At 67.1% G+C, this 4,044-nt stretch carries 5 protein-coding genes; 3 read left to right on the forward strand and 2 right to left on the reverse strand.

Translation table 11 applies throughout. From position 1 onward, the window contains the following. A partial coding sequence (locus tag JMF90_RS27255) for an isoprenylcysteine carboxylmethyltransferase family protein (protein WP_268906065.1) occupies positions 1-631 on the forward strand: 631 nt, incomplete at its 5' end. Between the two features lie 62 nt (positions 632-693). Here the strand turns inward: JMF90_RS27255 and cml are convergent. Both cml and JMF90_RS27265 read right to left on the reverse strand, forming a co-directional pair. After that, entirely contained in the window at positions 694-1,893 is a 1,200-nt protein-coding gene (gene cml / locus JMF90_RS27260; RefSeq protein ID WP_011548342.1) for a CmlA/FloR family chloramphenicol efflux MFS transporter, read from the reverse strand. Between the two features lie 442 nt (positions 1,894-2,335). Further along, positions 2,336-2,584: a hypothetical protein gene (locus tag JMF90_RS27265; RefSeq protein WP_124591469.1), complete on the reverse strand. Its 249-nt coding sequence runs from the start codon at positions 2,582-2,584 to the stop codon at positions 2,336-2,338. On the opposite strand from JMF90_RS27265, the gene JMF90_RS27270 reads away from it, so the two are divergent. Both JMF90_RS27270 and JMF90_RS27275 read left to right on the forward strand, forming a co-directional pair. Next, positions 2,583-3,287, forward strand: a complete 705-nt coding sequence (locus JMF90_RS27270; protein ID WP_172593276.1) for a histone acetyltransferase — start codon at positions 2,583-2,585, stop codon at positions 3,285-3,287. The two genes, JMF90_RS27265 and JMF90_RS27270, sit on opposite strands and share 2 nt — an antisense overlap. Before the next feature lie 54 nt (positions 3,288-3,341). Next, the gene (locus tag JMF90_RS27275) at positions 3,342-3,914 is read left to right on the forward strand and encodes an NADPH-dependent FMN reductase (RefSeq protein WP_011548344.1); all 573 of its coding nucleotides are present in this window, start codon (positions 3,342-3,344) and stop codon (positions 3,912-3,914) included. Positions 3,915-4,044 lie beyond the last annotated feature (130 nt).

The raw sequence follows: 4,044 nt of genomic DNA on the forward strand, positions 1-4,044 counted from the left end.
GATCGCGACCTTCGTGTTCATGTACGACCTGTCGTTCACGATGGACCTGATGTTCGGCACCGTCGGCTACCTGTGCACGTTCCGCATCCTCGACAGCCACGTGCGCACCGTCGAGCCGACGACGCTCGGCTGGGTCGCCGCGCTGATCTGCTACCAGCCGTTCTGGTCGCTGATCTCGAACAACTACATCCGCTACGAAGGCTCGATGTTCTGGGACAACTGGCTGCTGTCGGCGCCGACGCTGCGCGTGATCTGGGGCACGGTGATCATCCTGCTGCTGTTGACCTACGCGCTGTGCACGATCTCGTTCGGGCTGCGGTTCTCCAACCTCACCAACCGCGGGATCATCACGTCCGGCCCGTACCGCTTCACGAAGCATCCGGCCTACATCACGAAGAACCTGTCGTACTGGATGGTGTCGGTGCCGTTCGTCGAGCCGCTCGGCTGGCAACTCGGGCTGATGCACTGCGCGGGGCTCGTCACCGTCAACCTGATCTACTACACGCGCGCGAAGACGGAAGAGCGTCACCTGATGCGCGATCCCGACTATCGCGCGTATGCCGAATGGATCGCGCAGCACGGGTTGTTCGCGCGGATCAGGCAGGCGTTTGGTGGGCGGCAGCCGGTGTGACGCGCCGCTTCCCGGCCGGGCTGCCGATGCATCGACCCGGCCGGGAACGCGCACATTCGCGTTCATCCGCGCGTACGCTTCAATGCGGCGAGCGCGAGGACGCATGCCGTCGGCGCGACGAAACAAAACGCCGCCAGCGGCCACGGCGTATCGCCGGGCAGCACCAGCGTCACGAACGTGCCGGCCCCGCCGACGATCAGGCTCTGCACGCAGTAATACAACGCGACCGCCGTCCCCGCCGCGTCGTCGAAATCCCGAAGCGCGCCGTTCGCCGTCACCGACGACATCAGCACGATGCCGATCGCGACGATCCACATCGGCATCACGAACGAGACGAATGACGGCGCCATCAGGGCCGTGCACGCCGCCAGCGCGGTTGCGCCGGCCATCATGACACCGGCGCCGCGCACGAAACAGCCCGGCCCCCCCCAGTTCGACACGAACCATCGCGCAAAGCGCGCGGCACCGATCATCACGATCGCGACGGTGGCAAACGCCACGCTGAATTCGGTGCGGGAATAGCCGGCCTGTCCGACCAGCACACGCGGCGCAATCGAAAAGAACACGAAAAAAGCGCCCATGGACGTGCCGAAACCGAGCGAATAGACGAGGAAAGAAGGACTGCGCAGGATCGATACGGCGGATTGCCGCGGCTTGCCGCCGGCCTGCTGCCGGGTTTCGTGCCAACGCGACAACGCGCGGTAGAACGCCAGACATCCGGCGCCGCCGAGGGTCATGAAGATCGCGCGCCATCCGAAACCGTGCGCAATGCCTGCGCCAAGCATCGGCCCGAGCGCCGGGACGAACGCGAGGATCGCCCCGAACTGGCTGTAGAGGGTGCTGCCTTCCGGACGGTCGGCATACACGTCGCGCACCGTTGCAAAGGTCGCCACGAGCGCTGCCGACGCGCCCAGCGCCTGCAGCAGGCGCAATGCGACGAACACGCCGCCGCTGCCCGCCATTGCAAGCGCCAGCGAAGCCACCGAGAACAGTAGCGCACCGCCCAGGAGCACGGGTCGACGTCCGAGCCGGTCCGACAGCGGGCCGAACATCAACTGGCCCAGGCCGAGGACGACCATGTAGACGCTCAGCGTCAGTTGCACCATGGCGGGCGACGTGTGCAGCGCCGACGGCATCTCCGGAACCACCGGCAGATACACGTCCATCGCCAGCGACGCGAGGAGATCGAAAGGGGCCATCAGCAGCAAGGCCGACGGCAGCGAGTAAGCCCATGCGGGCGTGGTTCGGGTTTGATCAGGCATGACGAAGCATCCGCTCGGAAAAGGGAAATCCGGCGGCAATCTGCCTGCTGAGTCATCGACGAGAGGAGATCGCCGCAACAACCGGGTGAAGCACGTTGTTGCGGCTCAGCGATCCGTGGACGGGCCCGCTCCCATGGTCAGATCCTTGTGGGGTTCGTTCGCGGTGAAGTGTATGCGATCTCGCGGCATGAATGGGGGGTGCTGCCGGAAACCGCTACGCGATCAACCGCGGACTTCGTGGCGAATCATGGCGTGTCCACAGCCCCCTCATGCGGCCAATTGTCGCGAAACACCGCGATTCTCTGCTTTTCGTCGCTTTTCTCCGCCAGTCCGATTGCCCGCCCCCAGTGCGTCGCGTATGGTGCTGGCCGTCCGCGTACGATCCGTCGCCGGACACCCGACCGTCGTCCCGCACGACGGCCGTGCGGGCCGTGCCCGCCGCTCACCGTCTCCGCGATGCCGCCCGCCGGCGCCGCGCATTCATGAGGAAAGAGGCGTGATCCACAAAGTCCTGATCCTGTTCGCACTCTGCATCGCGGGCCTCGCCGCGATCGCCGCCGGTTTCCAGCACATCCCCAGCTGATTCGCGGCCCCGGCTCGCTTCGCCGAGCCCGGGGGCCGCTTCCATTTCCGTTTCCCCGTTGCCATGAATCCCTTTCTCGATGCGCCCGAGACGGGCGCCTTTTGCCATGCGTATCGACGTACAGCATTCCCAGCACGACATCGACGACGAACTCGACACCCTGTATGAACGTCTCCACCAGCCGGGCCATCGCCTGCACGGCCTGCCAGCCATCGCGCTCGGCCGCTCGGGCCTGATCGTCCGCCACCGCGAGGCGGACGGCGAATACTTCCTGTACGTCGAAGATCCAGCCGCGCGCCAGCTCGCCGGCTACACGGTGTTCAACCGCCTGCCCGAACTGCCGCGCCGCGCCGACCGCTACCTGCGCGCGCCGCACACGCGGCTGCGCGGCTCGGCGCAACGCAAGGGGCTCGCGACGACGCTGTATCGATGGGGGCTCGACGCGGGCCTGTGCCTGATCAGCGGCGCACGCCAGTCAGTCGGCGCCGCGCGGCTGTGGACCGCGCTCGCGCACGATTACCGGCATGGCTTCGTCGATGTCGAGGGCCGCGCGCTGCGCTATCTCGGCGAAGCCGTGGCCGACGACGTGCACGGCGCGCTGCATACGCGGCGGTTGTTGCTCGGCAACGGATGGACCCTCGGTGAACTGGCGCAAGCTACCGGGATGACCGGCGTCGATGCCGCCGAATATGCGAACGTGAACGTGCGGCGCGGCGAACACGAACGACATTCCGTGCGGAGCGTCGGCCACGCGCGGCCCGTCGCTCATACGGCTCACGTGACTCATGGGGCTCACGCACCGATGCGATAATTCGCCGGAGCCGCGCGCCGCCGCCGCGCGAGCCACCTACCCACCCGTTCCGCGATGGCCAACGAAACCCGAACCGATTCCGAGCGCTCCCTCGACATCGTCGCGCTATGCGGCAGCTTGCGCGCGCAGTCGTACAACGCGGCGCTGCTCGATGCAGCCGCACGCGTTGCCCCACGCGGCATGCGCATCGCCCGCTTCGATCGTCTCGGCGAATTCCCGTTGTTCAATCCCGATGCCGAATACCCGACGCCCGCCGCGGTGCGCGACCTGATCGACCGCCTGAACGCGGCCGACGGCGTGCTGATCGCCAGCCCGGAATACGCGCACGGCGTAACGGGCGTGATGAAGAACGCGCTGGACTGGGTCGTGGGATGCGAGGCCGTCGTGTACAAACCGGTCGCGGTATTGAACGCGTCGCCGCGCGCGACGCATGCGGACGCGGCGCTGCGGGAAACGCTGTCGGTGATGTCGGCGCGCATCGTCGAGCCCGCCTCGATCGCGTTGCCGATCCTCGGAAGCCGGCTCGATGCGGCGGGCATCGCCGCGCATCCGCCTTTCGCGTCGGCGCTCGTTGACGCATTGCACGCGCTGCGCGCGGTAATCCACGCCCCGGCTGCCGACCGATAGGCGATCCACACGCTGAACGCGTGCGCCGTTGCGTTATCGCGCCTTGGTACGCGTCGTCTTTCTCGCCGGCTTCGCCGCCTTCGCACGTGGTGCTTCCTTCTCGGGCTGCGTGCCGCCGCCCGCGAGATCC

Origin of the sequence: Burkholderia sp. E168m23, from assembly GCF_016586125.1 — a bacterium.
GTDB classification, from domain to species: domain Bacteria; phylum Pseudomonadota; class Gammaproteobacteria; order Burkholderiales; family Burkholderiaceae; genus Burkholderia; species Burkholderia orbicola.